Raw genomic sequence first — 24,341 nt, forward strand, 5'->3', positions numbered from 1 at the left:
CACCTGTTGCGCGTCGCGCTGTCGGTGCGGGTCCAGGCGCAGGGGGCGGAGGCGCCGCTGAGGGCGCCGTCCCGTGTGCCCACCCGTCCCGCCCCAGCGGGACGATTGCCCACACGGAGGTGGGGGCCGCACGGGGGCGCCGTCCCGTGTGCCCACCCGTCCCGCCCAGCGGGACGATTGCCCGCACGGCGGGGGCGTTCCGGCTCATGCGGGGGTTGAGCCGGGACGTTCGGGGCGGGTGGGGGCGTCGGGGCGGAGTTCCTTCGGGAGTTCGTCCGGCGGGTCGCCCAGGGCCGTCATCGCCTCCACCGCGCGGGGGGCATGCAGCGGGGAGAAGCGCGGGTTGATGCGGAGGGCCTCGGCGAGGTGGCGGCGGGCCGGGCCGTCCTGTGCGAGGGCCCGCTCGATCGCGGCCCGGTGGTAGGTGAAGAGCGCGCTCCGCAGCCCTTCCTCAGTGGCCAGCTTCGCGTATCCCAGGGCCTCCTTGGTCCGGCCCGACCGGTGGAGGGCCCAGCCCAGGGCGTCGGCGGCGCGGACCGAGCGGTGGCCGCGCGCCCACTCGGCCCGCATGCGGACGGCCGCCGCCGCCGGGTCGCCGTGATCGGCCTCGAACAGTCCGAGGACGACCTCCGCCCCCGCTGCCGTCCAGGTGCCGGTCCGCAGGCGCGCGTAGAGGGCGCGGGCGTCCCCGTCCAGGCCGAGTGACTCGTCCAGCTCGCCGGCCTCCAGGAGGTACTCCGGCAGCGGCTGCCGGGCGAGGGCGGCCCGCCATGCGGGGACCGCCTCCTCCGTGCGGCCGAGGGCCGCCAGTGCCCGCGCCCGGCCCGCGAGCGAGGGTCCGTGGTCGCCCGCGAGCCGCAGCGCCGCCGTGTACCGGGCGAGCGCCTCCTCCGGCTCGCCCCGCTCCCACGCCAGGTCGCCGAGCCGGGCGAGCGAGGCCGCCTTCTCCGGGTCCGTCTCCGCGAGCGCCGCCGCGTCGAGCGCGGCCGCGTCGGCGTCCTCGCGCCAGCCCCGGTCGCGGTACGACTGCGCGGCCCTGCCCCGTACGGACGCGCCCGCGTGGAGCCCCTCCAGGGTCTCCATCGCCTTGTACGCGGCCTTGTGGTCCCCCAGGCCGTTGTACGCGTCGATGAGCACCGGGTACGCCGGCCACCGCCGCGGGTCCGCCTTCCGGACCCGCTCGCCCCACTCCTTGGCGGACTTCCAGTCGCCGCGCGCCCCCGCGAGCGCCCCGAGGCCCAGCTGCGCGTCCAGATTGCCGCGCGCGGCGGGCCGCTCCGCGAGGGAGCGCCGCAGCGCCCGCTCGGCCCGCGGGAAGTCCCGTGCGTCGCCGGTCCGCGTCCCCTGCTCCGTGTACGCCGTGCCGAGCCGCGCCCAGGACACGTCGTCGTCGGGGTGGGCGCGCAGCCACTGCTCCCGGTCGGTGATCAGCGCGGCCAGGTCGGGCAGTGCGGCCTGCGCGCCCGCGTGGGCCGCGATCGCCGCCCGCTCCGCCGGACCGGGCGGGGGCGGCGGCCCCTGGCCGACCAGCTCCGGGAGGTACAGCAGTGCCGTCGCCGCGAGCACCGCGCCCACGCCGGCCGCCAGGACCGTCCTCGACACGTTCTGGGTCTTCATGGCGCTCACTGTGCGCCCGCGTCCGCCTGTACGAAGAGCACACGAAGCGCCCGCCCCGGCGGGTTCACACCGATGGCCCCGGGTGCCACGCTGGGACACATGGACGATCTTCTGACGCGGCTGCGCGCCGGTCTCCCCGCCGAGGCGCTGCTCACCGACCCGGACGTCACGGCCTCGTACGCCCGCGACATGGCGAGCTTCTGCGCGGCCGGCGCGCCCGCGGTCGTCGTGCTCCCGCGGACCGTCGAGCAGGTGCGGCACGTCATGCGGACCGCGACCGAACTCCGCGTCCCGGTCGTGCCCCAGGGCGCCCGCACCGGCCTCTCCGGGGGCGCCAACGCCTCCGAGGGCTGCATCGTGCTCTCCCTGGTGAAGATGGACCGCATCCTGGAGATCAACCCGGTCGACCGGATCGCCGTCGTCGAACCGGGCGTCGTCAACGCCGTGCTGTCCCGGGCCGTCGCCGAGCACGGCCTGTACTACCCGCCGGACCCCTCAAGCTGGGAGACGTGCACCATCGGCGGGAACATCGGCACCGCCTCGGGCGGTCTGTGCTGCGTCAAGTACGGGGTGACCGCCGAGTACGTCCTCGGTCTCGACGTCGTCCTCGCCGACGGCCGGCTCCTGACCACCGGCCGCCGCACCGCCAAGGGCGTCGCCGGATATGACCTGACGAGGCTCTTCGTCGGCTCCGAGGGAAGTCTCGGCATCGTCGTGGGGGCGGTCCTCGCGCTCCGGCCGCAGCCTCCGGCGCAGCTCGCGCTCGCCGCCGAGTTCCCCTCCGCGGCGGCCGCCTGCGAGGCCGTCTGCACCATCATGGAGCGCGGCCATACGCCGTCGCTGCTCGAACTCATGGACCGCACCACCGTCCAGGCGGTCAACAAGCTGGCGCGCATGGGTCTGCCCGACACCACCGAGGCGCTGCTCCTGTGCGCGTTCGACAGCCCGGACCCGGCCGCCGATCTGGCCGCCGTCGGGGAACTCTGCACGGCGGCCGGTGCCACCGAGGTCGTCCCGGCCGCGGACGCCGCCGAGTCCGAACTCCTGCTCCAGGCGCGCCGCCTCTCCCTCACCGCCCTGGAGACGATCAGGCCCGCGACGATGATCGACGACGTGTGCGTGCCGCGGACGCGGCTCGCCGAGATGCTCGACGGCACGGCGGCCGTCGCGGCGAAGTACGGCCTGACCATCGGCGTCTGCGCGCACGCGGGCGACGGCAACACCCATCCCGTCGTCTGCTTCGACCACATGGACGAGGACGAGTCGCGGCGGGCGCGGGAGTCCTTCGACGAGATCATGGCGCTCGGGCTCGCCCTCGGGGGCACGATCACCGGCGAGCACGGCGTGGGCGTCCTCAAGAAGGAGTGGCTGGCACGGGAGCTGGGGCCGGTCGGCCTGGAGCTCCAGCGCGGCATCAAGGCGACCTTCGACCCGCTGGGGCTGCTCAACCCCGGAAAGCTGTTCTGAGGCCCGTTCAGGGCGCTGTACGCGGGTCACAGCTCGCCGTCCTGGGACTCGTCCGACGGCCACGGGTCGCGCAGCCACAGCTCGTCGGCGATCACGGTGGTCGCCAGGAGCTCGGCCAGGCCGTCGTCCATGCCGAGCCGCTCCGACTCGGTGCCCGGCGGGACGGCGCGCAGGGTGCGCTCCAGCCAGGCCGACACCTGCGCGGACGGGGCTTCGAGCAGGGCGTCTCCGTCGGGGGAGGAGAGCGCCATCAGGATGACGCTGCGGCCGTCGACCTTGGTGGGCCAGATGCGGACGTCGCCGTGGCCGCAGGCCCGGAAGACGCCCTCGACCAGCAGTTCGCGCGCGAAGGTCCAGTTGACCGGGTGGTCGGAGCCGACGTGGAAGGTGATGTGGACGGCGTACGGGTCGTCGGTGCGGTAGCCGAGCCGGGCGGGTACGGGGACGGCGCGCTCGGGGGAGAGCACCAGCTTCAGCTCCAGCTCGCGCTCGACGGTGGTGTTGTCGGTGTTCTGCATGGTCGTGCTCCCTTTCGCGGACCGGCCCGGGGCGGGCCTTCACAGGGAGAGAGCGGGGTGCCCGTGGTTCATTACGCGACTTCGGGAAGTTTTTTCGGGAAGTTTTTCCGGGCCGGATGTACCGGCCCGAACATCACTAGGAGTGATCGATTCCGGTATGCGTCCCCCGAAGGCGGCCTTTCTCGCGGGCTCTTTGTTCCCTCGGCGACGTTCTTCGTTACTGTCCTCCTTGGGCGCGGCTCGCCCGGACCGCGGCCGCGCGGTTCAAGGGCGTTGTGACTGAACGGAGTCGGGGCAGTGGCTACTCCTCCCGGAGGCGGCGAAGAGGTACCGCAGGCGGGGTACTACCCGGACCCGTCCATTCCCGGGTACATCCGGTTCTGGAACGGAGGCGCCTGGGTCCCCGGCACGAGCCGGCCCGCGCCCCCGGAAGGTGAGGTCGCGCCCCACCCGCCGGCCTCGGCCACTCCGGCCGGCCCGATCCTGGCCTCGGGACCGGCACCGACACCCGTACCCGTACAGCCCCGGCACGCCGCGGAGCCCGTCCCGGTCCCGCAGGCCGCGGAGCCCCGGCACGCCGTGGAGCCCGTGCAGCCCCGGCACGCCGCGGAGCCCGTCCCGGTCCCGCAGGCCGCGGAACCTGTGCAGGCCCAGCAGCCCGGACAGCCCGCCGCCTCCGTGCCGGCCCAGCACCACCCCGCCGCGGACCGGGCGCAGCCCAGGGCCGCCGCTCCGGCGCCCGTGCCCGTCCCCGCGGTGGAGGAGACCGGGCCGGTCTTCTTCGACGAGGAGCCGGCCGCCCCGGAGCCCGCGTCGGCCTGGCAGGCGGACACCGCGCGCCAGACCGGTTTCGGGGGCGACCGCGACCAGAAGGTCTCCTGGGGCGCGCCCCAGGCCGCCGACCCGCGCACCCCGGCGGAGTGGCCGGTCGCGGGCGGCGGCGAGCCGGCCGAGGCACAGGCCCCCGCGCAGGCCGCCGCGCCGGCACGGGGGACGGACCCCCGGGCGACCGGCGGAGCCGCGCGCCTCGGCGGGATGCCGGTCACCCCGATCCCCACCCCCGCACCGGCGCCCCAGCCGGAGCCGCAGCGCCATTCCCGGCCCCAGCCGGTGCCCGAGCCCGTACGGGCGGCCCCCGCTCCGACGGCGGCGGCCCCCGCTCCGGGCCCCGCCCGGACGCCCGCCCCCGTACCGGCGGCCCCGTCCTGGGCACAGCAGCCGCAGCCGCAGGCTCCGGTCCAGCCGCAGGAGCAGCAGCCGGTCGTCCCCTGGAAGCCGCCGGTCGAGGACGTGTTCCAGCAGGCGGCCCGGGTGCAGGCGTCCGCGCGCCCCGCCGGGCTCGGCAGGCGTCTGCTGGCGCGGCTGATCGACACCGTCGTGCTCGGCGCGCTGGTCGGCGCGGCCTCCTTCCCCTTCGTGACCGCCGCCCTCGACCACATCGACGGCAAGATCGAGGCGGCCAGGCAGTCCGGTGTCACCGTCCAGGTCTGGCTGGTCGACTCGACGACCTCCGTCCAGTTCGGCATCGTGCTGGCCGCGCTGTTCGTGATCGGCGCCCTGTACGAGGCGCTGCCGACCGCCAAGTGGGGGCGCACACTGGGCAAGAAGCTGTGCGGGCTGGAGGTGCGGGACATCGAGGCGCACCAGCCGCCGACGTTCGGGAAGGCACTGCGCCGCTGGCTCGTCTACAGCGTCCTGGGTCTCCTGGCCATCGGCGTCCTCAACGTCCTGTGGTGCCTCTTCGACCGCCCGTGGCGCCAGTGCTGGCACGACAAGGCGGCCGGCACGTTCGTGGCCCGCTAAGGGCCTGTCGCGGGCCGTCCCCCGAACGGGCGACGATCTTTTGCGGGGTCGTCGCCCCCGGGATGCACTGCCCCCATGAGCACCGACCAGCCGCCGTCCGGCCAGCCGCCCGAGGAGGACCCGTTCCTCAAGAGGCCGCAGGAGCCCACGCAGCCCTCCGCCGGCCAGCCGCCGCCCGGCGGGCCCCCTCCGTCCGGGCCGCCGGGAGAGCCGCCGGGAGGACCGCCGCCGGGAGGACCGCCGGGAGGGCCGCCGCCGGGAGGACCCCCGCCCGGGAGTCCGTACGGCTCTCCGTACGACAACATGCCCCCGCCCCCGCCCCCGTACGGGAGCCCCTACGGCGGCGGTTACGGCGGGGCGGATCCGCTGGCCGGGATGCCGCCGCTCGCCGACTCGGGGCGCCGCATCCTCGCGCGTCTCGTCGACTGGGTGATCGTCGCGATCCCGTTGGCGATCATCGGCATCCCGTTCGACATCTATCAGCGGGCCGGCCGGGACGGGAACGACTTCGGGGACACGGTCAACAGCCTCAACGGCGGCAGCCAGCTGGTGTTCCAGCTCATCACGATCGTCGCGTACGTCGCCTACGACACGGTGATGACGGCCAGGAACGGCCAGACCCTCGGCAAGAAGCTGATGAAGCTGCGGGTCGCGATGCTCAACGACGGGTCGACGCCCCCGATGAGCCAGTCGCTGCTGCGGGCGGTCGTCCTCTGGCTGCCCGCGCTGATCTGCTGCGCCTGCCTGTGGCCGTTGCTGATCCTGATCCTGATCCTGGTCGACAAGCCCTACAAGCAGGGTCTGCACGACAAGGCGGCGAAGACGGTCGTGGTCTCCGTCCCGCGGTAGGGGCCCGTTCCGTACGTATGCGGACGAAGCGTCATGAACCGATCCGGGTATCGGCCCCCGCGCCCACACGCGCGACCGGCACCCGGATCGTTTCGCTCCCGGGGGGCGGCGGAACCGCGACGGGACCCTTGACGGGGTTCGTCCGTGCGGGCATCGTCACCGCCACGAGGATGCCGAGCAGGAGACCGGCGGCGCAGATCACCGCGATGCCGAGCGGCGTCGTCGTGCGGGAGAGCAGCAGCAGGGCGACGGTCGCGAAGACGACGGTGGCCGAACCGTAAGCGAGCTGTGCGGCGTTCGGACGCTGCATGACGGGTACCGCCCTCTCGGGACAACGGTTCGACTCTACGACGGTGGATGCCCGAGCGGGGCCGCGAGTAAGCGTGACCTAACCCACGGTGTCGGTGCACGGGGGGCGCACGGGGTCACGAGATGCCCAATTCTCGGCGGTGATGCGCCCGGTGGGTGTCCGAATACCGGAATCTGACTCCCGCATAGTGCACTTGGTCTGTGCAAGTCAAGATCTGTCTTTTCTTGTCTCACTCCGGTCGAATGTCGTCACTTGTGACGCGCGACCCCGCCGGACGGACACCCCACCATTCGGTCCGAGGGCGGCGGGCGCCGGGGAGGAACACATCAAGTGACCAACAGACGACGGGCGATCAGAGCGTCCGCAGTCGTCGTGGCGCTCGCGGCCACCGCCGCCACCGCCTCGACCTTCACCACCGCCTGGGCCGACAACCACGGAAGCGTGGAGCCGGCCGGCATCCAGACCGTCGACAAGACGACGGTCGACCACGACCTCGAAGGCCCCTACAGCGAGCAGCAGGACCTGCAGCGCCAGGCGGCCCTGGAGCAGGTCCTCAACGGCGACGCCAAGGTCGAGAACCGCGGCGGCTCCAAGGTCGTCAAGCTCGGCAGCAAGAAGTACGTCGAGCTCGGCCGCGAGAAGACCGACAAGATCTTCACGATCCTCGTCGAGTTCGGCGACCAGGTGGACAACACCACCCTGGTCGACCGCAAGGACGACGACACGACCGACCTCAAGCCGAAGTACGGCGGCGAGCCCGGTCCCCTGCACAACCGCATAGCCCAGCCCGACCGTGCGAACGACAACTCCACGGCCTGGCAGGCGGACTACAACCAGAAGCACTTCCAGGACCTGTACTTCGGCACCGGCAAGGACGCCAAGGGACAGCCCAAGCAGTCGCTGAAGACCTACTACGAGAAGACCTCGTCCGGCCGCTACTCGGTCGACGGCACGGTCTCCGACTGGGTCAAGGTCCCGTACAACGAGGCCCGTTACGGCTCGAACTACTGCGGCCAGACCAACTGCGCCAACGTCTGGGACACCGTCCGCGACGGTCTCAACGCCTGGGTCGCCGACCAGAAGGCCAAGGGCCAGACGGACGCCCAGATCAAGGCCCAGCTGGCCACGTACGACCAGTGGGACCGTTACGACTTCGACGGCGACGGCAACTTCAACGAGGCCGACGGCTACATCGACCACTTCCAGCTCGTGCACGCGGGCGAGGACGAGTCGGCCGGCGGCGGCGCCGAGGGCACCAACGCCCTGTGGGCCCACCGCTGGTACGCCTACGGCACCAACGCGGGCAAGACCGGCCCGGCCAACAACAAGGCCGGCGGTACCCCGATCGGTGACACCGGCATCTGGGTCGGCGACTACACGATGCAGCCGGAGAACGGCGGCCTCGGCGTCTTCGCGCACGAGTACGGCCACGACCTCGGTCTGCCGGACCACTACGACACCGCGGGCGGCGAGAACTCCACCGGGTTCTGGACCCTCATGTCGTCCGGTTCCTGGCTCGGCCAGGGCAAGGACTCCATCGGCGACCTGCCCGGCGACATGACCGCGTGGGACAAGCTCCAGCTCGGCTGGCTGAACTACGCCAAGGTCGGCGACTGGCAGCGTGGCACCAAGACGACCCACAAGCTGGGCGTCTCGGAGTACAACACCAAGAACCCGCAGGCGCTCCTCGTCGAGCTGCCGAAGAAGGGTGTCACCACTGACATCGTCGCTCCCGCCGAGGGCGCGACCCAGTGGTGGAGCAACATGGGTGACGACCTCAAGAACACGCTCACCCGTGAGGTCGACCTGACCGGCAAGACGTCCGCCTCCCTGGAGCTCCAGGGCTGGTACGACATCGAGGCCGAGTACGACTACCTCTACACCGACGTGTCGACGGACGGTGGCGCCAACTGGACCGCCGTGGACGGCACCGCCGACGGCGTGGCGCTCCCGCGCGACGCGGCCGGCGCCCCGGCCCTGACGGACGTCTCCGGCGCGCACAAGAAGCTCGTCTACGACCTGGGCGCGTACGCGGGCAAGAAGGTCCAGCTCCGCTTCCGCTACCAGACGGACGGCGGCGCGGGCGGCAAGGGCTTCACCGCCGACGCCATCACGCTGACGGCCGACGGTGCCACCGTCTTCTCGGACAACGCCGAGAACGGTGACAACGGCTGGGTCGCCAAGGGCTTCTCCCGCGTGGGCAAGGGCTTCACGAAGGAGTACGAGCAGTACTACATCGCGGAGAACCGCCAGTACGTCTCGTACGACGCGACCCTCAAGGTCGGCCCGTACAACTTCGGTTTCACGGGTGACAAGGCCGGCTGGGTCGAGCACTACGCGTACCAGAACGGCCTGCTGATCTGGAAGTGGGACCTGTCCCAGAAGGACAACAACACCTCCCAGCACCCGGGCAAGGGTCTGATCCTCCCGATCGACTCGCACCCGACGCCGCTGAAGTGGTCGGACGGCACCCTGATGCGCAACCGCGTCCAGGCGTACGACTCGCCGTTCACGATCGCCCGCACGGAGGGCTTCGCCCTGCACAAGGCCGGCGTCTCGACCTGGGTCCCGTCCCAGGCCGGCAACCCGACCTTCGACGACCGCAAGGGCGTCTACTGGTTCGCCGAGACCCCGCGCGCCGGTGTCCAGGTAACTGACACCAACACCAAGATCCAGGTCGTCAAGGAGCCGAAGGATGGCCAGACGATCACGGTTCAGGTGGGTCCGTCCACGAAGTAATCAGTAAAACCGCAGGTCAAAGCATGATCGGCCGTCGCCCCCTAGCGGGCGGCGGCCGATCGTGTTTAGGTGCGTCTGACGCTTTTCTTATTGACATCTGATCCACGGGGGAGTGGTTCCGTATGCCCAACGGAGGGTTCTGCAAGCTGCCGGGCGGCAGCGTGGTCGTCGCGATAGGGCTGCCCAGCCCGGCCCGCGACGGCGCCACGGTCCGCTTCCTGGTGCACGCCGCCAACCGAGCCCGCGCCCTGACCCGGCTGCGGAACCTCGGACTGCGGGCGGTCTACCTCCGCGGCAACAGCGAGCCGCCCACCCCGGACGAGATCACGGCCGTCCTGCACCACCCCGACGGCCTGCTGTGGAGATCCACCCCCGGCGCCGCCCAGGAGCTCTGGCACCCCGTACGGTCCCTGCCGAGGGAACCCGCCGCGTAGGCGACCGGGAGCCCGTGCCGCAGGCGCCGGAGAGCCCGCGCCGCTACGCGACCACGGGCTTGCCGGTCAGCTCCACACCCGCCGCCCGGAGCTCCTCCAGGGCCCGGCCGGTGGTCTCCTTGGCCACGCCCGCCGTCAGGTCGAGCAGCACATGGGTCCGGAAGCCCTCCCGCGCCGCGTCCAGGGCCGTCGCCCGGACGCAGTGGTCGGTGGCGATCCCGACCACGTCGACCTCGGTGACGTCCCGGGCGCGCAGCCACCCCGCGAGCGTCTCGCCGTTCTCGTCGCGCCCCTCGAAGCCGCTGTACGCGGCGGAGTACGCGCCCTTGTCGAAGACGGCGTCGATCGCCCCGCTGGCGACGGCGGGCGCGAAGTTCGGGTGGAAGCCGACACCCTCCGTGCCGGCCACGCAGTGCACCGGCCAGGACGACACGTAGTCCGGGGCCTCGCCGGCCGGGGCGAAGTGCGCGCCCGGGTCGACGTGGTGGTCACGGGTGGCGACGACGTGCCGGTAGGAGGTGCCCGCCGTCTGGCCGACCAGGTCGGTGACGGCGGCGGCGACGTCCGCACCGCCCGTCACCGCGAGGCTGCCGCCCTCGCAGAAGTCGTTCTGAACGTCCACAACGATCAATGCGCGGTGCATGGCGGGTGTCCTTAGCGCGTCGGATGGGGGTGGAGTCCGAGCCTAGAGACTTCCCCCTCCCGGCGGGAGGGGGCGTCCCCGAGGACTCGTGGGCCTGCTCGTCGCGGGGCCGCAGGCCGTCAGGCGTACTCCGTCGGCAGCACCGGCTCGCCCCGGGAGAGCTGGATCGCCGACATCGGCAGCCCGGCGCGGGCCGCGATGTGCCGCGACCTGGCGGCCTCCAGGGGCTCCCGGGCCACCACGTCGCCGCCCTTGACCAGCTCCACCAGCAGCTGGTGGTCGGAGAGCTCCGGCGGGACCGGTCCGGTGCCCACGACCTCGGCCTCGGCGATCCCGGCCGCGTCGGGCCGGCGGGCCGCCCACTTGCGGCCGCCGACGGACGCCTTGCCGCCCAGGGACTTCTTGGCGACCGGGACGAGCGGCGCCTTCGGGTCGGCCGAGGAGGCCCGCGCCACCAGCTTGTAGACCATCGAGCAGGTCGGGTGGCCGCTGCCGGTGACCAGCTGCGTCCCCACCCCGTACGCGTCGACCGGGGCCGCGGCGAGCGAGGCGATGGCGTACTCGTCGAGGTCGGAGGTGACCACGATCCGGGTGTCGCGGGCGCCCAGCTCGTCGAGCTGCGCCCGCACCCGGTGCGCGACGAGCAGCAGGTCGCCCGAGTCGATCCGGACCGCCCCCAGCTCGGGTCCGGCCACCTCGACGGCGGTCCGGACGGCCTCGGCGACGTCGTAGGTGTCGACGAGCAGGGTCGTACCGCGTCCCAGGGTCTCGACCTGGGCCCGGAAGGCGTCCCGCTCGCTGTCGTGGAGCAGGGTGAAGGCGTGGGCGGAGGTGCCGACGGTCGGGATGCCGTAGCGGAACCCGGCCGCGAGGTCCGAGGTGGAGTCGAAGCCGCCGACGTAGGCGGCGCGGGAGGCGGCGACGGCCGCCAGCTCGTGGGTGCGTCGGGCGCCCATCTCGATCAGGCGCCGTCCGCCGGCCGCGGCCGACATGCGGGAGGCGGCGGCCGCGATGGCCGAGTCGTGGTTGAGGACGGAGAGGATCACCGTCTCCAGGAGCACGCACTCGGCGAAGGAGCCCTCGACGCGCAGCACGGGCGAGCCGGGGAAGTACACCTCGCCCTCGGGGTAGCCCCAGATGTCGCCGGAGAAGCGGTAGCGGGCCAGCCAGGCGAGGGTCGGCTCGTCGACGATGCCGCGCTCGCGCAGGAAGCCCAGGACGGCGGGGTCGAAGCGGAAGTTCTCGACGGCGTCCAGGACCCGTCCGACGCCCGCGAGGACTCCGTAGCGCCGCCCCTCGGGCAGTCGACGGGTGAAGACCTCGAAGACGGAGCGCCGGTCGGCGGTGCCGGCCCGCAGGGCCGCCTGGAGCATGGTCAGCTCGTACTGATCGGTGAAGAGCGCGGTCGACGGCACGTCCACCGGCAGCCCAAGGTCCGCAGCGTTCATGTCAGCGATGCTAGCGCAGAAATCGTCAGAGTGACGATTTCTATTGCCGTCCGTGTGCCGCGGGCGCGCCCCGTTTGCGCGACGGGCCCCCAGGGGTGACAACATGGGGTGAGTGAGCGTCGCGCCTATTGAGATCGAACGTACGGAATCGGCCGAGGAGGTCTCCGCGGTAGCGGAACCCGACGTGCCGTGGGTCACCCTCGTGCACAACGATCCGGTCAACCTGATGAGCTACGTGGAGTACGTCTTCCAGTCGTACTTCGGCTACTCCAAGGACAAGGCGCACAAACTGATGCTCGACGTGCACCACAAGGGCCGCGCGGTGGTCTCCAGCGGCACTCGTGAGGAGATGGAACGCGACGTGCAGGCGATGCACGGCTACGGCCTCTGGGCGACCCTCTCCCAGGACCGCTTCTGATGGCCGGCCAGTTCGAGACGCTGCCCGGCGGCGGCGCGGCCGTCGCCCTCGACGACGTCGAGATCTCCATCCTCCGCTCCCTCGCCGTGCAGCTCATGGAGCTGATCGGGCCCGGTGACGAGCCCGCGGCCGACGAGGACCCGCTGGCCGCCCTCTTCTCCGAGGGGCCGAGCGAGCCGCCGTCCGACCCGGCCCTCCGCCGCCTCTTCCCCGACGCGTACGGCGACGACAGCGAGGAGCTGCGGGCGGCCGCCTCCGACTTCCGCCGCTACACCGAGAACGACCTGCGGGCCCGCAAGCGCGAGGACGCCCTCCTGGTGGTCCGCGCCCTGGACGGGCTCTCGGCCGAGGCTGCGGGCGGGGGCGGGGCGGTCCTGAAGCTGACCCCGGACGAGTCCCGGGCCTGGCTCGGCGCGCTCAACGACCTCCGGCTGACCATCGGGACCCGGCTGGACGTCACGGACGACGAGGAGAGCGAGCAGCTGTACCGGCTGCCGGACTCCGACCCGCGCAAGCCGATGGTGATGGCGTACCTCTGGCTGGGCGCGCTCCAGGAGTCCCTCGTCGCGACCCTGATGCCGTAGCGGGATCTCCCGTCGGCGAGGTGTTCGCTCAGCGGACGCTCAAATCCGGATAACGAATGCGTTATCCGAGTTTCCGCCTCGCCCTCTTGGATCCCCTTTGTCCCGCTTTTTTCGTGGCGTGCGCCACACGCAACTCCGTCGATCGCCCCCCACCGCGTGATAAATCTTCACGACCGCTCGGGGACGCCACCCCTGTTCCCGAGGGCGCTTGGACCGGCTGACCGCCGGTGGCACTCCATCCACATCCGGGGGGATCAGGAACTGATCCGCAGCAGACGCACTCGCAGTCGCGCGGATCGGCATGGAGAAAGGCGCACCACCATGACCTCAGCGCAGGTCGACCAGCAGCACGACGGCAACGAGGCCGCGGACTCCGCACCGGGTGAGGGTTACCACCGGGCACTCGGCGCCCGTCAGATCCAGATGATCGCCATCGGCGGCGCCATCGGCACCGGCCTCTTCCTCGGCGCCGGCAAGGGCATCTCCATCGCGGGACCCAGTCTGATCCTCGCGTACGCCATCGCGGGCGTCGTCATCTTCTTCATCATGCGGGCGCTCGGCGAGCTCCTCATGTACCGCCCGGTCTCGGGCTCCTTCTCGGAGTACGCCCGCGAGTTCATCGGCCCCTTCGCGGGCTTCGCGACCGGCTGGACGTACTGGCTCTTCTGGGTCGTCACCGGCATCACCGAGGTCACGGCCGCGGCCACCTACATGACGTACTGGTGGGACATCCCGCAGTGGCTGTCCGCCCTCGTCTTCACCGTCATCCTCTACGGCGCCAACCTGATCTCCGTGAAGCTCTTCGGTGAGCTGGAGTTCTGGTTCTCCATGGTCAAGGTCACCGCGATCGTCGGCATGATCCTGATCTGCGCCGGCATCCTCACCCTCGGCTTCTCCGACGCTGGCGACACCGCGTCGGTGACCCACCTGTGGGACCTGGGCGGCTTCTTCGCCGGCAAGGACGGCATCGGCTCGACGCTGATGACCCTCCAGATGGTCATGTTCGCCTTCCTCGCCGTCGAGCTCGTCGGCGTCACCGCGGGCGAGTCCAAGGACCCGAAGACGGTCCTCCCGAAGGCGATCAACACCGTGCCGTGGCGCATCGCCGTGTTCTACGTCGGCGCGCTGATCATGATCCTCTCGGTCGTGCCGTGGACCGAGTTCCGGCCGGGCGTCTCCCCGTTCGTCGCGGCCTTCGAGAAGATGGGCCTCGGCGTCGGCGCCGCCATCGTCAACTTCGTCGTGCTGACCGCCGCGCTCTCCTCCTGCAACTCCGGGATGTACTCCACCGGCCGCATGCTGCGCGACCTCGCGCTCAACGGCCAGGGCCCGAGGGCCTTCACCCGGCTCACGAAGAGCGGCACCCCGCTCGTCGGCACCACGGTCTCGGCCGCGCTGATGATGGTGGGCGTCTGGATCAACTACCAGTGGCCCGGCGAGGCGTTCGACTACGTCGTCTCCTTCGCGACCATCTCCGGCATGTGGGCCTGGATCGTCATCCTCGTCTGCCAGATCCGCTACCGCCTCAAGGCCGACCGCGGCGAGCTGCCCCAGTCCTCCTTCAAGGCGCCCGGCGGCATCTGGTTCAGCGTCTTCTCGCTCGCCTTCATCGGCATGGTCGTCGTGACGATGGGCATGGACAAGGACAACCGTGTGGCGCTGTACGGCGCCCCGGTGTGGGGCCTGCTCCTCGCCGTCTCCTACCTGGTCCTCAAGACCCGCAGCCCCCAGGGCGCGGCCTTCGCCGAGCGGTCCTGACCCTCGCCGTCCCGGCATGCGGGCCGCCCCGTACCACTCCTCGGTACGGGGCGGCCCGCATGCTTATCCTGTCGGCATGCTGACCATCACCCGGGACCTGTACGACCAGATCGTGGACCACTCCCGCAAGGACCACCCCGACGAGGCATGCGGCGTGGTCGCGGGTCCGGCCGGCAGCGGCCGCCCCGAACGGTTCATCCCGATGCTGAACGCCGCCCGCTCGCCCACGTTCTACGAGTTCGACTCCGCGGACCTGCTCAAGCTCTACCGCGACATGGACGACCGGGACGAGGAGCCCGTGATCGTCTACCACTCGCACACCGCCACCGAGGCGTACCCGTCCCGCACGGACATCTCGTACGCGAACGAGCCCCATGCCCACTACGTCCTCGTCTCCACCGCCGACACCGACGAGGCCGGCCCCTTCCAGTTCCGCTCCTTCACCATCGTCGAAGGCGTCGTGACGGAGGAAGAGGTCGAGATCGTCGAGGCTTACGCGTAGGACGGGTCCGCCACCGTCGTGCGGAACCTCGCCAGATAGGCGGAGGGCGTCACCCCGACATGCCGGGCGAACGCCCTCCGCAGCGTCTCGTCACTGCCCAGACCGCTGCGCGCCGCCGCACCCGTCACGCTCGCCCCGCCCTCCAGCAGCATCCGGGCCGCCTCCACCCGCACCCGCTCCACGTAACCCGCCGGCGTCGCCCCGGTCTGCTCCCGGAACAGCCGCGCCAGGTGCCGGGCACTCACCCCCGCCCGCCGCGCGAGCACCGGCGCGCTGTGGTCCGCCGCCGGATCGGCCACCACCGCGTCCAGGAGCGGCCGGACCACCGGATGCGCCGTCGGGGGAGTCCGCGAGGCAGCCGAGAACTGCGACTGCCCACCCGGCCGCTGGAGGAAGACCACCAGGTCCCGGGCCACCGCGCGGGCCGCGTCCGGCCCCCGGTCCTCCTCCACGAGCGCCAGGCACAGATCGATCCCGGCCGTCACCCCCGCCGAACTCCACACCTCCCCGTCCCGCACATGGATCGCGTCCGGGTCCACCGTCGCCTCCGGATATCGCCGGGCCAGCTCCGCCGCGTGCTCCCAGTGCGTCGTCGCCCGCCGCCCGGCCAGCAGCCCCGCCGCCCCCAGCGCGAACGCGCCCGTGCACACCGACGCCACCCGCCCCGAGCGCGCCGCGAGCTCCGCCGTCTCCGGCGCCACCGCCGTGCACCGGCCCACGTCCACCGCCCCCGGCACGATCAGCGTGTCCGCGCCCGCCACCGCCCCCACCGCGAGGTCGGCCCCGATCCGCAGCCCGGCCGAGGTCCGCACGTCCCGCCCGTCGGGCGTGCACACCAGCACCTCGTAGCCGGACCCCGCCGTGGCGAACACCTCCAGGGGAGCGGAGACGTCCATGAGCCGGACACCGTCGAAGGCCAACACCACCACCGTGTGCGTCGTCATGTGTCCGATTCTGTGGGATGCCTGTCCGTACGGACATGGCGGGGGTACGGCTCCGCCGACGAGGCTGGTCCCCATGAACGCACTCGCGCTGATCCCCGACAGCAGGCTCGCCACCGCCGCCACCGAACTCGTCCGCGACACCGCGAGCGACCTCGTCTACGACCACTCCCGCCGCGTCTACCTCTTCGGCGCCCTCCAGGGCCGCGCCCGCGGCCTCGCCTTCGACCCCGAACTCCTCTACGTCGGCGCCATGTTCCACGACCTCGGCCTCGGCGAGCGGCACCGGGACAGCGGCCGCCGCTTCGAGGTCGACGGCGCCGAGGAGGCCGCCGCGTTCCTCCGCGCCCAGGGCGCCGACGAGGACGCCGTCCGCCGCGTCTGGACCGCGATCGCCCTCCACACCACCCCCGGCGTCCCGGAGTTCATGGAGCCCGAGGTCGCGCTCGTCACCGCCGGCGTCGAGTACGACGTGCTGGGCATCGGCTACGACGACCCCGCCGCCGTCACCCCCGAGGACCGGGCAGCGATCGTCGCCGCCCACCCCCGCCCCGACTTCAAGCGGCGGATCCTCGAAGCCTTCGCCGAGGGCATCGCCCCCAAGCCGGACACCACCTTCGGCAACGTCAAGGCCGACGTCCTGCGCCACTACGTGCCCGGTTTCGCCCCCGGCGACTTCGTGACCACCATCCGCGAATCGTCCTGGCCCGAGTGAGACACTGGCCGGGACCGAAGGGCGGCAGGACCCAGGAAGCCGGTGCGAATCCGGCACGGTCCCGCCACTGTGACCGCCTCCTCGCGGAGACGGAAGCCAGGAACTGACCTGCCGCCTCCCACCACCGATCGGGGACGTGGAAATCCCCGGAGGAGGCCCGTTCCGCCATGTCCTGGCGTCGCCCGCTGCTGTCCGCAGCCGTCCTGATCCCGCTGCTCGCCGCCTGCTCGGCCGCCCCCGAGGCCGCCGCCCCGCCCGCGAAGCCCGCCGCCGGATTCCCGTACACCGTCACCAACTGCGGTGTGAAGCACACCTACCAGGCACCGCCGCGGCGCGCGGTCACCATGAACCAGCACGTCACCGAGATCATGCTCGCCCTCGGCCTGGAGAAGTCGCTCGTCGGCACCGCCTACCTCGACGACGCGATCCTTCCCGCGTACCGCGAGGCGTACGACACCGTCCCCGTCCTCGCGAAGGAGTACCCCTCCAAGGAGGCCCTGCTCGCCGCCGACCCCGACTTCGTGTACGGCGGCTACTCCTCCGCCTTCGACGCCAAGGACGGCCGGGGCCGTGACGACCTCGCCCGCTCCGGCATCGCCACCCGCCTCAACACCGAGTACTGCCCCACCGGTTCGCCCTCCCTCGACGACCTCTACCGCGAAGTCCGCGAGACCGGGCGGACGTTCGGCGTCCCCGACCGGGCCGAGACGTGGATCAGGGAGGCCCGCGCCACCGTCGCCGCCACCGGGAAGCGGCTCGGGGACACCCGGCCCGTCTCCGTGTTCGTCTACGACAGCGGCGACAAGACCGCGTTCACCGCCGGCGGCAAGGGCATCGGCAACGAACTCATCACCCGCGCCGGCGGCCGCAACGTCTTCGCCGACCTCGACAAGGCATTCGGCGACGCCACCTGGGAACAGGTCGTCGACCGCCGCCCCGACGCGATCGTCATCTACGACTACGGCTCCACCACCGTCGAGCAGAAGAAGAAGCGGCTCCTCGACGACCCCGCCCTCAAGGACGTCCCGGCGATCAGGAACCGCCGGTTCGCGGTCATGCCGCTCTCCGACACCGTCCTCGGCGTCCGCGTCCCCGCCGCCGTCGACAAGCTCGCCGCCCAGCTCCACCCCACCCGGTGAGCACCACCCTCCGCCCGGCCCGGACCCCCGCCCGCACGGCGGCCCCGGCCCCGGCCCCGGCCCCGGCCCCGGGCCCCGGGCGCCGGGCGCGGTACGCCCTCGTCGTCGCCGGACTCGCCGTCGCCCTGGCCGCCGCCGCGCTCGCCTCCCTCGCCCTCGGCTCCGTCCGCGTCCCGCCCGGCCAGGTCCTCGACGCCCTGACCGGGCGGGCGGCCCCGTCCCCGTACCGCACGATCGTGCTCGACGTCCGGCTGCCCCGGGTCCTGCTCGGCATCGTCGTCGGCGCCGGGCTCGCCGTCGTCGGAGCCGTCCTCCAGGCCCTCGTGCGCAACCGGCTCGCCGACCCCTTCCTCCTCGGCATCTCCTCCGGCGCCTCCGCCGGCGCCGTCCTCGTCCTGGTCGCCGGTGTCGGGGGAGGGGTGACCACGACCCTCGCCCTGCCCGCCGGCGCCTTCGGCGGCGCTCTCCTCGCCCTCGTCCTCGTCTACGGGCTCGCGCGCCGCGGCGGCACCATGACCGGCGCCCGCCTCGTCCTCGCGGGGGTCGCCGTCTCCTACATCCTGTCCGCCCTCGCCACCCTGCTCCTCGTCGTCGCCGGGCGGCCCGAACAGTTCCAGGAGGCGCTGTACTGGTCCCTCGGCGGCCTCGGCAGCGCCCGCTGGGACACCCTCGCCCTGCCCGCCGCCGTCCTCGCGGCCGGCGTCGGCGTCCTCCTCACCCTCGCCCGCCCCCTCGACCTGCTCCTCACCGGCGAGGAGGGCGCCACCGTCCTCGGCCTCGACACCGCCCGGTTCCGTGCCGCCGTCTTCGTCCTCGCCTCCCTCGTCACCGCCGTCATGGTCGCCGCCAGCGGAGCCGTCGGCTTCGTCGGACTGATGGCCCCGCACGCCGCCCGCCTCGCCGTCGGCGCCCCGCACCGCCGCCTCCTCCCGGTCGCCGCGCTCGGCGGCGCGCTCGCCCTCGTCCTCGCCGACCTCGGCGCCCGGACCGTCGCCGCACCCCAGGACATCCCCGTCGGCGTCCTCACCGCCCTCACCGGCGGCCCGTTCCTCCTCTGGCTGATGCGCCGCCGCCCGGCAGGAGCACCCCTGTGACCGAGCTCCGCCTGCACGGCCTCTCGTACGGACGGCGTCTCCTGGCCGTCGACCTCACCGTCCGCCCCGGCGAGACCGTCGGCCTCATCGGCCCCAACGGCAGCGGCAAGACCACCCTCCTGCGCTGCGTCTACGGCACCCTCGCCCCCACGGCGGGACACGCCACGCTCGACGGCGACGACCTCCACGCCCTCGGACCCAAGGCCCGCGCCCGCCGCGTCGCCACCGTCCCCCAGGACAGCGCCACCGAGTTCGAACTCACCGTCCGCGAACTCGTCGCCCTCGGCCGCTCCCCGCACAAGCGGTTCTGGGAGGGCGACACCGGCGACGACCGGGACCGCGCGGCCGACGCCCTCGCCCGCGTCGGCCTCACGGACCTCGCCGACCGCCCGTACCCGACCCTCTCCGGCGGCGAACGCCAGCGCGCGCTCGTCGCCCGGGCCCTCGTCCAGGACCCGGCCCTGCTCGTCCTCGACGAACCGACCAACCACCTGGACATCCGCCACCAGCTCGACGTCCTGGCCCTCGTCCGCACCCTGGGCACCACCAACCTGCTCGCCCTCCACGACCTCAACCTCGCCGGGGCGTACTGCGACCGCCTCTACGTCCTCGAACGCGGCCGGGTCGTCACCGGCGGAACCCCCGACGAGGTCCTCACCCCCGCCCTCCTGGACGCCGTCTACGGGGTGGACGCCGAGGTCATCCCCCATCCCAGGACCGGCCGCCCGACCGTCCTCTACCACCACGGTCCGGCAGGCGGGCAGGATTCATCCATCATGTGAGATCACATTCCGGAACCCGGACCGGGAATCGATACGATGAGCCCATGGTTTCCCACGACGTGAGCGAAGAGACTCCGGGCACACCCCTGCTCGCTGCGTTCGCTGGCGCTCACTCCGCCTCCGCTCTTCTCGGAGCCTTCGGAGGCGGAGCCGCGCGCCTGCACGTCGACCTGTGCCGCCTCGCCAGCGCGATGTGTACGACCCGCGCTGCGCTCTGAGCGACCGGCCGAGCGCACCCTCGTACGACCCCCCCTCCGCGCGGGGGCCCCAGCAGCGCGCCCACCACGCCACTTCCGACAGGAGCCCACGCCATGGCCATCGAGGTCCGCATCCCGACCATCCTCCGCACCTACACCGACGGCGAGAAGGCCGTCGAGGGCAGCGGTGACACCCTCGCCGAGCTCTTCGCCGACCTGGAGTCCCGCCACACCGGGATCGAGGCCCGCATCGTCGACGGCGGCAAGCTCCGCCGCTTCGTCAACGTCTACCTGAACGACGAGGACGTCCGCTTCCTCGACGGCATCGACACCAAGCTCTCCGACGGCGACAGCGTCACGATCCTGCCGGCCGTCGCCGGCGGCATGGTCTGATCCACATGCGCTACGACTCCTCGCTGGCCGCGGTCGGCAACACGCCGCTGGTCCGCCTCCCCCGGCTCTCGCCCTCGGACGACGTCCGCATCTGGGCGAAGCTGGAGGACCGCAACCCGACCGGCTCGGTCAAGGACCGCCCCGCGCTCCACATGGTCGAGCAGGCCGAGAAGGACGGGCGGCTCACGCCCGGCTGCACCATCCTGGAGCCGACCAGCGGCAACACCGGCATCTCCCTCGCCATGGCCGCGAAGCTCAAGGGCTACCGCATCGTCTGCGTCATGCCCGAGAACACCAGCGAGGAGCGGCGCCAACTGCTCGCCATGTGGGGCGCGGAGATCATCTCGTCCCCCGCGGCGGGCGGCTCCAACACGGCGGTGCGCGTCGCCAAGGAGCTCTCGGCCGAGAACCCGTCCTGGGTGATGCTGTACCAGTACGGCAACCCGGACAACGCGGGCGCCCACTACGCCACCACCGGGCCCGAGATCCTCGCCGACCTCCCCTCGATCACCCACTTCGTCGCCGGCCTCGGCACGACGGGAACGCTGATGGGCGTCGGCCGCTACCTCCGCGAGCACAAGCCCGACGTCAAGATCGTCGCCGCCGAGCCGCGCTACGACGACCTCGTCTACGGCCTGCGGAACCTCGACGAGGGCTTCGTACCGGAGCTGTACGACGCCTCCGTCCTCACCACCCGCTTCTCGGTCGGCTCCGCCGACGCCGTCACCCGCACCCGCGAACTCCTCCAGCAGGAAGGCATCTTCGCGGGCGTCTCCACCGGCGCGGCCCTGCACGCGGCCATCGGCGTCGGGAACAAGGCCGTCAAGGCGGGCGAGAGCGCCGACATCGCGTTCGTCGTCGCCGACGGCGGCTGGAAGTACCTGTCGACCGGCCTCTACACGGCCGCGACCACGGAAGAGGCGATCGAGGCGGTCCAGGGCCAGCTCTGGGCGTAGCCCGAGGGGCGGCTCCCGCCCCGGCCCCCCACCGGTCCCGGCGCTAGCGCGCCAGATGGCGGACCTGGTCCCACAGGACCGGGTCCGCCGTTCCGACTCTCCGGCGGAAATCCGCCACCGGAACCTCCCGCAGCTCGTCGGTCTCCAGGAAGCTCGGCCGCCCCTGCGCGTCGCCCACGGCCCCCGGCGGCAGCGCGATGACCCCCGGCCGCTCGTCGTGGTACTTGCTGGTGATCTTGGCGACCAGCGCCGAGTCGCCCCGCAGCACGAGCACCAGGCACGGCCGGTCCTTCGACCCCGGGCCGTCCTCGAAGGGCACCTCCGCCCACCAGATCTCGGCCGGCCGCGGCAACCGCGCGGGAGCCTTCCGGGGGCCCGACGGCCGCCCGGGCGGCCGGGTCGTCCGCCCCGAGGGACGCCGCACGGCCGGACGGGAGGACGCGCCCTTCCGCCCCTTGCCCGACGCGCGCTTCCGCCCGTCGGCGAGCGCCACGACCAGCGCGATCACCACGACCGCGCCCAGCGCGGGCCACCACGACGTGTCCATACCTCAAGACGGTACCGGCGCGCGGTTCACTTCGCCGCAACGGCCCGCCATCCATCCGAACCGGTGACAGAGCCCGTGAGTTCGCCCACAACGGGCCACCACGAAGGAGCGACAGGCCCGGGTGCGCCTTACGCTCGACAGATCGCACAGCCTCCCCTCCCCAGCGCGCTTTCCGTACCCGTCCACGGAGGTTCACGCTCCATGAAGCTCACCGTCGTCGGTTGCTCCGGGTCGTTCCCGTCCGCGGATTCGGCCTGTTCGAGCTACCTCGTCGAGGCCGACGGCTTCCGGTTGCTCCTCGACATGGGCAACGGCGCCCTGGGCGAGCTGCAACGACACATCGGTCTGTACGACCTCGACGCGATCTTCCTCAGCCATCTGCACGCGGACCACTGCATCGACATGTGCGGGTACTTCGTCGCCCGCTACTACCGGCACGAGGGCGGACGCTGCGACGCGATCCCCGTCTACGCGCCGGAGGGCGCCGAGCAGCGGCTGACCACGGCGTACGCGGACACCCCGTCCGCCACCTCGATGAGCGAGGTCTTCGACTTCCGCACCCTGACCTCGGGCAGCTTCGAGATCGGCCCCTTCACCGTCCGCACCGAGAAGGTCTGCCACCCCGTCGAGGCGTACGGCATCCGGGTCGAGCACGGCGGCCGGTCCCTCACCTACTCCGGTGACACCGGCGTCTGCGACGCCCTGCACGACCTCGCCGACGGCACCGACCTCTTCCTCTGCGAAGCCTCCTTCACCCACGGCAAGGAGGACATCCCGGCCCTCCACCTCAACGGCCGCGAGGCCGGCGCCGAGGCGACCCGCGCCCGCGTCGGCCGCCTCGTCCTCACCCACATCCCCCCGTGGACCGACGGCGAGCGCAACCTGGACGACGCCCGCCAGGTGTACGCGGGCCCGTCGGAACTGGCCCGGCCGGGCGCGGTCTACGAGGTCTGACCCGCCGCCCGCCCTCGGGGACAACGGGGAAGGCCCCGGAACCTGTCGGTTCCGGGGCCTTCTCCTCGTACGGGCGGGGATCACGCCTTGGCGAGGTCCTCGAGCTCCTCCTCGGGCTCGCGGCCCGGGGTGGGGAGGTTGAACTTGGTGATCGCGAAGCGGAAGACCACGTAGTAGATCGCCGCGAAGACCAGACCGATCGGGATGATCAGCCAGGGCTTGGACGCGTACGTCCAGTTCAGGAAGTAGTCCAGCGCACCGGCGGAGAAGGTGAAGCCGTGGTGCACGCCGAGGGCCGAGGTGATGACCATCGACGCGGCGGTGAGCACCGCGTGGATCACGTACAGCAGGGGCGCCAGGAACATGAACGCGAACTCGATGGGCTCGGTGATGCCCGTGACGAACGAGGTCAGGGCGAGCGAGAACATCATGCCGCCGACGACCTTGCGGCGTTCGGGGCGGGCGGCGTGGGTGATCGCGAGGGCCACGGCCGGAAGCGCGAACATCATGATCGGGAAGAAGCCGGACATGAACTGACCGGCGGACGGGTCACCGTGGAAGAAGCGCGGCAGGTCGCCGTGCCAGACGGCACCGCTGGAGTCGGTGAAGGAACCGATCTCCTGCCAGGCGACGGTGTTCACGAACTGGTGCATGCCGACCGGCAGCAGACCGCGGTTGATGGCACCGAAGACGCCGGAGCCGAGGGCACCCAGGCCGGTCATCCAGTTGCCGAAGTCGGTGATCACGTTGCCGATCGGCTCCCAGAGGAGACCGAACAGGACACCCATGACGGTGCCGACGAAGGCCATGATGATCGGGACGAGGCGGCGGCCGTTGAAGAAGCCGAGCCAGTCGACCAGCTTGGTGCGGTGGTACCGCTGCCAGATGACGCCGGCGAGCAGACCCATGATGATGCCGCCGAAGACCTTCGGGTCGTTGTACGTCGCGGCGACGTCGACACCGTTGTTGGCGGTCGTGTTGACGACGGCGTCGGAGGTCGGGAACGCCGTCAGCACGTTCTTGTAGACCAGGAAGCCGACCAGCGCGGCGAGCGCGGTCGAGCCGTCGGCCTTCTTCGCGAAGCCGATCGCGATGCCGACGCAGAACAGCAGCGGCATGTTCGCGAAGACCGCGTCACCGGCCGTGGCGAAGACAGAGGCGACCTTGTCCCAGCCGAGGCCCTCGGCGCCGAAGACGTCGGGCTGGCCGAGACGGAGCAAGATACCCGCGGCCGGCAGAACGGCGATCGGCAGCTGCAGGCTGCGACCGACCTTCTGCAGGCCCTGGAACAGGCCGGATCCGCGCTTCTTCGCGGGAGCGGCGGCCTGGGCGGTGGCCGTACTCATCAACTTCCTCCAGTAAGGCAAGGCGCCGCCGGGGACGTGAACACGGGGGGAGGCGACGTCTCGTGGAACGCGGTGGTCTGGACCGCGTGGTCTACACCAATGAGTGGTGTAGACCAGTTTTAGCACGTGAGACTTAGATAAGGAACCTGCGAATTTTGTGGGCTCGGCCATAGCCTGAAAAGCACGA

At 72.0% G+C, this 24,341-nt stretch carries 25 protein-coding genes and 1 riboswitch; of the genes, 17 read left to right on the top strand and 8 right to left on the bottom strand.

All coding sequences use genetic code 11. From position 1 onward, the window contains the following. Nucleotides 1–204: 204 nt before the first annotated feature. A complete protein-coding gene (locus ACFVZH_RS30935; RefSeq protein WP_384902462.1) occupies nucleotides 205–1,617 on the bottom strand; it encodes a tetratricopeptide repeat protein in 1,413 nt (470 codons plus the stop codon). A gap of 99 nt (nucleotides 1,618–1,716) precedes the next feature. On the opposite strand from ACFVZH_RS30935, the gene ACFVZH_RS30940 reads away from it, so the two are divergent. After that, on the top strand, nucleotides 1,717–3,084 hold the full coding sequence (locus ACFVZH_RS30940; RefSeq protein WP_384902464.1) for an FAD-binding oxidoreductase: 1,368 nt from the start codon (nucleotides 1,717–1,719) through the stop codon (nucleotides 3,082–3,084). 26 nt (nucleotides 3,085–3,110) lie between these two features. On the opposite strand, the gene ACFVZH_RS30945 is transcribed toward ACFVZH_RS30940, so the two are convergent. Next, complete coding sequence (locus ACFVZH_RS30945) at nucleotides 3,111–3,602, bottom strand: SsgA family sporulation/cell division regulator (protein WP_384902466.1); 492 nt, start codon at nucleotides 3,600–3,602, stop codon at nucleotides 3,111–3,113. Nucleotides 3,603–3,899: 297 nt separating this feature from the next. Between ACFVZH_RS30945 and ACFVZH_RS30950 the strand changes: the two genes are divergently transcribed. Both ACFVZH_RS30950 and ACFVZH_RS30955 read left to right on the top strand, forming a co-directional pair. Beyond that, a complete protein-coding gene (locus ACFVZH_RS30950) occupies nucleotides 3,900–5,405 on the top strand; it encodes an RDD family protein (protein ID WP_384902467.1) in 1,506 nt (501 codons plus the stop codon). A 75-nt stretch (nucleotides 5,406–5,480) separates the two neighbouring features. Continuing rightward, nucleotides 5,481–6,254, top strand: a complete 774-nt coding sequence (locus tag ACFVZH_RS30955) for an RDD family protein (RefSeq protein ID WP_384902469.1) — start codon at nucleotides 5,481–5,483, stop codon at nucleotides 6,252–6,254. Between the two features lie 31 nt (nucleotides 6,255–6,285). Here the strand turns inward: ACFVZH_RS30955 and ACFVZH_RS30960 are convergent, their stop codons facing one another. After that, nucleotides 6,286–6,564, bottom strand: coding sequence for a hypothetical protein (locus ACFVZH_RS30960; RefSeq protein WP_384902471.1), 279 nt, complete (start codon nucleotides 6,562–6,564; stop codon nucleotides 6,286–6,288). 330 nt (nucleotides 6,565–6,894) lie between these two features. On the opposite strand from ACFVZH_RS30960, the gene ACFVZH_RS30965 reads away from it, so the two are divergent. Together ACFVZH_RS30965 and ACFVZH_RS30970 are read left to right on the top strand one after the other, a co-directional pair. Continuing rightward, nucleotides 6,895–9,303 carry an immune inhibitor A domain-containing protein gene (locus ACFVZH_RS30965; protein ID WP_384902473.1) on the top strand — a complete coding sequence of 803 codons (2,409 nt, stop codon included), beginning with the start codon at nucleotides 6,895–6,897 and terminating at the stop codon, nucleotides 9,301–9,303. A 122-nt stretch (nucleotides 9,304–9,425) separates the two neighbouring features. Next, complete coding sequence (locus ACFVZH_RS30970) at nucleotides 9,426–9,737, top strand: hypothetical protein (RefSeq protein WP_015033879.1); 312 nt, start codon at nucleotides 9,426–9,428, stop codon at nucleotides 9,735–9,737. Between the two features lie 43 nt (nucleotides 9,738–9,780). Here the strand turns inward: ACFVZH_RS30970 and ACFVZH_RS30975 are convergent, their stop codons facing one another. Together ACFVZH_RS30975 and ACFVZH_RS30980 are read right to left on the bottom strand one after the other, a co-directional pair. Further along, nucleotides 9,781–10,380, bottom strand: a complete 600-nt coding sequence (locus tag ACFVZH_RS30975) for an isochorismatase family protein (protein WP_384902475.1) — start codon at nucleotides 10,378–10,380, stop codon at nucleotides 9,781–9,783. Nucleotides 10,381–10,499: 119 nt separating this feature from the next. Next, nucleotides 10,500–11,828 carry a nicotinate phosphoribosyltransferase gene (locus ACFVZH_RS30980; protein WP_384902476.1) on the bottom strand — a complete coding sequence of 443 codons (1,329 nt, stop codon included), beginning with the start codon at nucleotides 11,826–11,828 and terminating at the stop codon, nucleotides 10,500–10,502. Between the two features lie 112 nt (nucleotides 11,829–11,940). Between ACFVZH_RS30980 and clpS the strand changes: the two genes are divergently transcribed. The 4 genes from clpS (at nucleotide 11,941) to ACFVZH_RS31000 (ending at nucleotide 15,090) form a co-directional block, all read left to right on the top strand. After that, a complete protein-coding gene (gene clpS / locus ACFVZH_RS30985) occupies nucleotides 11,941–12,246 on the top strand; it encodes an ATP-dependent Clp protease adapter ClpS (RefSeq protein WP_384902478.1) in 306 nt (101 codons plus the stop codon). Continuing rightward, nucleotides 12,246–12,830, top strand: coding sequence for a DUF2017 domain-containing protein (locus ACFVZH_RS30990; RefSeq protein ID WP_384902480.1), 585 nt, complete (start codon nucleotides 12,246–12,248; stop codon nucleotides 12,828–12,830). Before clpS ends, ACFVZH_RS30990 begins: the two co-directional genes overlap by 1 nt. A 321-nt stretch (nucleotides 12,831–13,151) precedes the next feature. Beyond that, nucleotides 13,152–14,588 carry an amino acid permease gene (locus ACFVZH_RS30995; RefSeq protein WP_384902482.1) on the top strand — a complete coding sequence of 479 codons (1,437 nt, stop codon included), beginning with the start codon at nucleotides 13,152–13,154 and terminating at the stop codon, nucleotides 14,586–14,588. 76 nt (nucleotides 14,589–14,664) lie between these two features. Beyond that, entirely contained in the window at nucleotides 14,665–15,090 is a 426-nt protein-coding gene (locus tag ACFVZH_RS31000) for a Mov34/MPN/PAD-1 family protein (protein WP_384902483.1), read from the top strand. On the opposite strand, the gene ACFVZH_RS31005 is transcribed toward ACFVZH_RS31000, so the two are convergent. Continuing rightward, a complete protein-coding gene (locus tag ACFVZH_RS31005) occupies nucleotides 15,081–16,034 on the bottom strand; it encodes a GlxA family transcriptional regulator (RefSeq protein ID WP_384902485.1) in 954 nt (317 codons plus the stop codon). The two genes, ACFVZH_RS31000 and ACFVZH_RS31005, sit on opposite strands and share 10 nt — an antisense overlap. Nucleotides 16,035–16,107: 73 nt before the next feature. On the opposite strand from ACFVZH_RS31005, the gene ACFVZH_RS31010 reads away from it, so the two are divergent. The 7 genes from ACFVZH_RS31010 to ACFVZH_RS31040 all read left to right on the top strand — a co-directional run bounded on the left by ACFVZH_RS31010 (nucleotide 16,108) and on the right by ACFVZH_RS31040 (nucleotide 21,307). After that, complete coding sequence (locus ACFVZH_RS31010; RefSeq protein ID WP_384902487.1) at nucleotides 16,108–16,746, top strand: HD domain-containing protein; 639 nt, start codon at nucleotides 16,108–16,110, stop codon at nucleotides 16,744–16,746. Nucleotides 16,747–16,778: 32 nt separating this feature from the next. Next, nucleotides 16,779–16,852: riboswitch (cobalamin riboswitch) on the top strand. 61 nt (nucleotides 16,853–16,913) lie between these two features. After that, complete coding sequence (locus ACFVZH_RS31015; protein WP_384902488.1) at nucleotides 16,914–17,885, top strand: ABC transporter substrate-binding protein; 972 nt, start codon at nucleotides 16,914–16,916, stop codon at nucleotides 17,883–17,885. Further along, nucleotides 17,882–18,979, top strand: coding sequence for a FecCD family ABC transporter permease (locus tag ACFVZH_RS31020; protein WP_384902490.1), 1,098 nt, complete (start codon nucleotides 17,882–17,884; stop codon nucleotides 18,977–18,979). The genes ACFVZH_RS31015 and ACFVZH_RS31020 overlap by 4 nt, the downstream gene beginning before the upstream one ends. Then, nucleotides 18,976–19,761 (top strand): ABC transporter ATP-binding protein, encoded by a 786-nt coding sequence (locus ACFVZH_RS31025; RefSeq protein ID WP_384902492.1) that lies wholly within the window; start codon nucleotides 18,976–18,978, stop codon nucleotides 19,759–19,761. Before ACFVZH_RS31020 ends, ACFVZH_RS31025 begins: the two co-directional genes overlap by 4 nt. A 44-nt stretch (nucleotides 19,762–19,805) precedes the next feature. Continuing rightward, nucleotides 19,806–19,979 carry a putative leader peptide gene (locus ACFVZH_RS31030; protein WP_384902494.1) on the top strand — a complete coding sequence of 58 codons (174 nt, stop codon included), beginning with the start codon at nucleotides 19,806–19,808 and terminating at the stop codon, nucleotides 19,977–19,979. Between the two features lie 93 nt (nucleotides 19,980–20,072). After that, entirely contained in the window at nucleotides 20,073–20,351 is a 279-nt protein-coding gene (locus ACFVZH_RS31035) for a MoaD/ThiS family protein (protein WP_384902496.1), read from the top strand. A gap of 5 nt (nucleotides 20,352–20,356) precedes the next feature. Further along, the gene (locus tag ACFVZH_RS31040; protein WP_384902498.1) at nucleotides 20,357–21,307 is read left to right on the top strand and encodes a PLP-dependent cysteine synthase family protein; all 951 of its coding nucleotides are present in this window, start codon (nucleotides 20,357–20,359) and stop codon (nucleotides 21,305–21,307) included. 43 nt (nucleotides 21,308–21,350) lie between these two features. Here the strand turns inward: ACFVZH_RS31040 and ACFVZH_RS31045 are convergent, their stop codons facing one another. Then, on the bottom strand, nucleotides 21,351–21,854 hold the full coding sequence (locus ACFVZH_RS31045; RefSeq protein ID WP_384902500.1) for a type II toxin-antitoxin system PemK/MazF family toxin: 504 nt from the start codon (nucleotides 21,852–21,854) through the stop codon (nucleotides 21,351–21,353). A 201-nt stretch (nucleotides 21,855–22,055) separates the two neighbouring features. Between ACFVZH_RS31045 and ACFVZH_RS31050 the strand changes: the two genes are divergently transcribed. Then, nucleotides 22,056–22,808: an MBL fold metallo-hydrolase gene (locus ACFVZH_RS31050; RefSeq protein ID WP_384902502.1), complete on the top strand. Its 753-nt coding sequence runs from the start codon at nucleotides 22,056–22,058 to the stop codon at nucleotides 22,806–22,808. An 80-nt stretch (nucleotides 22,809–22,888) separates the two neighbouring features. On the opposite strand, the gene ACFVZH_RS31055 is transcribed toward ACFVZH_RS31050, so the two are convergent. Further along, entirely contained in the window at nucleotides 22,889–24,154 is a 1,266-nt protein-coding gene (locus ACFVZH_RS31055; RefSeq protein ID WP_384902505.1) for a PTS transporter subunit EIIC, read from the bottom strand. Nucleotides 24,155–24,341 lie beyond the last annotated feature (187 nt).

It is taken from the genome of Streptomyces sp. NPDC059534 (genome assembly GCF_042743475.1).
In the GTDB taxonomy this organism is placed as follows: domain Bacteria; phylum Actinomycetota; class Actinomycetes; order Streptomycetales; family Streptomycetaceae; genus Streptomyces.

What these genes read in the sequence shown, in the direction of transcription:
- ACFVZH_RS31035 (WP_384902496.1), top strand. Translation starts at nt 20,073, where the DNA reads ATGGCCATCGAGGTCCGCATCCCGACCATCCTCCGCACCTACACCGAC.
- ACFVZH_RS30995 (WP_384902482.1), top strand. Translation starts at nt 13,152, where the DNA reads ATGACCTCAGCGCAGGTCGACCAGCAGCACGACGGCAACGAGGCCGCG.
- ACFVZH_RS31000 (WP_384902483.1), top strand. Translation starts at nt 14,665, where the DNA reads ATGCTGACCATCACCCGGGACCTGTACGACCAGATCGTGGACCACTCC.
- ACFVZH_RS31055 (WP_384902505.1), bottom strand. Translation starts at nt 24,154, where the DNA reads ATGAGTACGGCCACCGCCCAGGCCGCCGCTCCCGCGAAGAAGCGCGGA.
- ACFVZH_RS31010 (WP_384902487.1), top strand. Translation starts at nt 16,108, where the DNA reads ATGAACGCACTCGCGCTGATCCCCGACAGCAGGCTCGCCACCGCCGCC.
- ACFVZH_RS30960 (WP_384902471.1), bottom strand. Translation starts at nt 6,564, where the DNA reads ATGCAGCGTCCGAACGCCGCACAGCTCGCTTACGGTTCGGCCACCGTC.
- ACFVZH_RS31030 (WP_384902494.1), top strand. Translation starts at nt 19,806, where the DNA reads ATGGTTTCCCACGACGTGAGCGAAGAGACTCCGGGCACACCCCTGCTC.
- ACFVZH_RS30940 (WP_384902464.1), top strand. Translation starts at nt 1,717, where the DNA reads ATGGACGATCTTCTGACGCGGCTGCGCGCCGGTCTCCCCGCCGAGGCG.
- ACFVZH_RS31015 (WP_384902488.1), top strand. Translation starts at nt 16,914, where the DNA reads ATGTCCTGGCGTCGCCCGCTGCTGTCCGCAGCCGTCCTGATCCCGCTG.
- ACFVZH_RS30975 (WP_384902475.1), bottom strand. Translation starts at nt 10,380, where the DNA reads ATGCACCGCGCATTGATCGTTGTGGACGTTCAGAACGACTTCTGCGAG.
- ACFVZH_RS31045 (WP_384902500.1), bottom strand. Translation starts at nt 21,854, where the DNA reads ATGGACACGTCGTGGTGGCCCGCGCTGGGCGCGGTCGTGGTGATCGCG.
- ACFVZH_RS31050 (WP_384902502.1), top strand. Translation starts at nt 22,056, where the DNA reads ATGAAGCTCACCGTCGTCGGTTGCTCCGGGTCGTTCCCGTCCGCGGAT.
- ACFVZH_RS31005 (WP_384902485.1), bottom strand. Translation starts at nt 16,034, where the DNA reads ATGACGACGCACACGGTGGTGGTGTTGGCCTTCGACGGTGTCCGGCTC.
- ACFVZH_RS30970 (WP_015033879.1), top strand. Translation starts at nt 9,426, where the DNA reads ATGCCCAACGGAGGGTTCTGCAAGCTGCCGGGCGGCAGCGTGGTCGTC.
- ACFVZH_RS30955 (WP_384902469.1), top strand. Translation starts at nt 5,481, where the DNA reads ATGAGCACCGACCAGCCGCCGTCCGGCCAGCCGCCCGAGGAGGACCCG.
- ACFVZH_RS30945 (WP_384902466.1), bottom strand. Translation starts at nt 3,602, where the DNA reads ATGCAGAACACCGACAACACCACCGTCGAGCGCGAGCTGGAGCTGAAG.
- ACFVZH_RS31040 (WP_384902498.1), top strand. Translation starts at nt 20,357, where the DNA reads ATGCGCTACGACTCCTCGCTGGCCGCGGTCGGCAACACGCCGCTGGTC.
- ACFVZH_RS30935 (WP_384902462.1), bottom strand. Translation starts at nt 1,617, where the DNA reads ATGAAGACCCAGAACGTGTCGAGGACGGTCCTGGCGGCCGGCGTGGGC.
- ACFVZH_RS30980 (WP_384902476.1), bottom strand. Translation starts at nt 11,828, where the DNA reads ATGAACGCTGCGGACCTTGGGCTGCCGGTGGACGTGCCGTCGACCGCG.
- ACFVZH_RS30990 (WP_384902480.1), top strand. Translation starts at nt 12,246, where the DNA reads ATGGCCGGCCAGTTCGAGACGCTGCCCGGCGGCGGCGCGGCCGTCGCC.